Genomic DNA, 1,784 nt, shown 5'->3' with positions numbered 1-1,784 from the left:
TTCCTAATCCTGATTCACTGTATCATTTTAATGATTGGTGGACATTACACCTACGCAGAAGTCCCCTTGTTCGACATGATAAAAGAAGCCTGGGACTTGGACCGCAACAATTACGATAAAGTTGGCCATTTCGCACAAGGCTTTGTCCCAGCCATTCTTGCCAGAGAAATCCTTATTCGAAAGCAGGTCGTTAACGGCGTCAGCTGGCTCAATTTCTATATTATTAGCATATGCTTGGCCTTCAGCGCATTTTATGAACTTATCGAATGGTGGGTCGCACTCTTATCAGACCAGGCAGCAGAAGCATTTTTAGGTACTCAAGGCGATAATTGGGATACTCAATCTGATATGGCAATTGCACTGGTAGGCGCGATTCTGGCTATTATCACACTCTCGAAAACACATAACCGCCAGTTACTCAGTCTTAAAAGCCGTGTAAAAGATGATTGACCCCTACGCAAACTCTTTAGAAATCCAGCTTCCTAACTGGTTAAGTGAATATCGTGCTAGCTACCAGATAAGTGAAAGCCTGAGCGAGCGAATGAAGTTCGTCATCGCGGCATCACAAAGAAACATTAATAAAGATACTGGCGGCCCCTTTGCCGCAGGCGTTTTTGAGACCGAGTCTGGCAAACTGATATCTTTAGGTGTCAACCTGGTCACAAGCCAAGGTCTATCAATATTACACGCAGAAATCCTTGCTATCAGCTTGGCTCAACAACAACTGGGTAGTTACGAACTAGCAAAATCCGAGCACCGGTTAGAACTGCTTACCAGTACCGAACCCTGCGCTATGTGCCTGGGAGCAATCCCCTGGTCAGGTATTCATCGCGTCGTCTGTGCGGCAACAGGCAAAGATGCCGAAGCGATAGGCTTTGACGAAGGAGATAAACCCAATGCTTGGAAAGCGGGTCTTGAAAAAAGAAAGATAGAAGTAATAACTGAAGTCTGCCGAGACGAAGCCAAAGCCGTACTAAACAGCTATGCTAATAAAAATGGACATATTTACTAGCATTCTCAGAACTAAGTTTATTTAGAAACCGCCTGGACTAGAATCCAAGGTTTAATCACTAAAGTCCACAGTTCGGCATCGGCCTCATACCAGGCTAAGGCCTGATCATCTGAAACCTGGGCAACCTGCCCCGAGGCTAGCCATTCCTTGAAGATCGGAGCATTATCTGCCGCAAACTGCTCGCCCACCAACAATAGATCAAGACCCGGAGCAACGTATAGCACCATGCCCGAGGCGAAGAAAGTCTGTAGCTCGCGCCAGGGAGCTCTAGCAGTTTCCAAGTTGAGTTTATGCTTAAGTGGAACTTGGTCATTAGCATTGAGTGACGGACTATCGGACATAAGCTACCTAACTTTACTTTCAAAGGAGTTTCGAACAGCAAGCTTTCGTCGCTCGCAGCCTTAAAGCAGGTAATGATACTGAATTTACACTAGAAGTATCCAGTAATAATGAACGATTCATATACTGGATACTTTTTAGATCCTAACAAACACTCAAGGACTGCTAGTTACGAGGCCATCACAGGCTGAACAAGGTCTTCAATATAACTTGATACGATGTCAGTACGGTGCTTCTCGAGCTGTTCAACAAAGTGCTTCACAATACGCTCAGGGTTAGGGAACAGCTTTGCATCGCCAACCAAACCAAACTGAATTTGCCCCGCATAGCTAATGATGCTCAAACCTAAACCGATATCACCCGTCTGGGGAACCCAGAACATCTGCTCTTTAATCTCAGCCCCAGCTAGGTAGCGAGTCTCTCTAGAACCAGG

General features: G+C 45.7%; 4 protein-coding genes. 2 read left to right on the top strand and 2 right to left on the bottom strand.

What is annotated here, in order from left to right:
* Positions 1-450: DUF2238 domain-containing protein (locus tag A3763_RS19185; protein WP_068760356.1), on the top strand; the 450-nt coding region annotated here is incomplete at its 5' end.
* Entirely contained in the window at positions 443-1,012 is a 570-nt protein-coding gene (locus tag A3763_RS19180) for a nucleoside deaminase (protein ID WP_068509914.1), read from the top strand. The genes A3763_RS19185 and A3763_RS19180, both read left to right, overlap by 8 nt.
* Before the next feature lie 17 nt (positions 1,013-1,029).
* Here A3763_RS19180 and A3763_RS19175 read toward each other — a convergent pair whose 3' ends face one another.
* A complete protein-coding gene (locus A3763_RS19175) occupies positions 1,030-1,353 on the bottom strand; it encodes a DUF2288 domain-containing protein (protein ID WP_068516741.1) in 324 nt (107 codons plus the stop codon).
* Between the two features lie 167 nt (positions 1,354-1,520).
* On the bottom strand, positions 1,521-1,784 hold a 264-nt coding region (locus A3763_RS19170), incomplete at its 5' end, for a WS/DGAT domain-containing protein (protein ID WP_156495187.1).

Source organism: Oleiphilus sp. HI0128, from assembly GCF_001635365.1.
Note: the sequence above shows the minus strand (reverse complement) of the source record. Positions and strands in the feature narration are given on the sequence as shown.

Coding starts and splice junctions, on each gene's coding strand:
- A3763_RS19180 (WP_068509914.1), top strand. CDS start 443: ATGATTGACCCCTACGCAAACTCTTTAGAAATCCAGCTTCCTAACTGG.
- A3763_RS19175 (WP_068516741.1), bottom strand. CDS start 1,353: ATGTCCGATAGTCCGTCACTCAATGCTAATGACCAAGTTCCACTTAAG.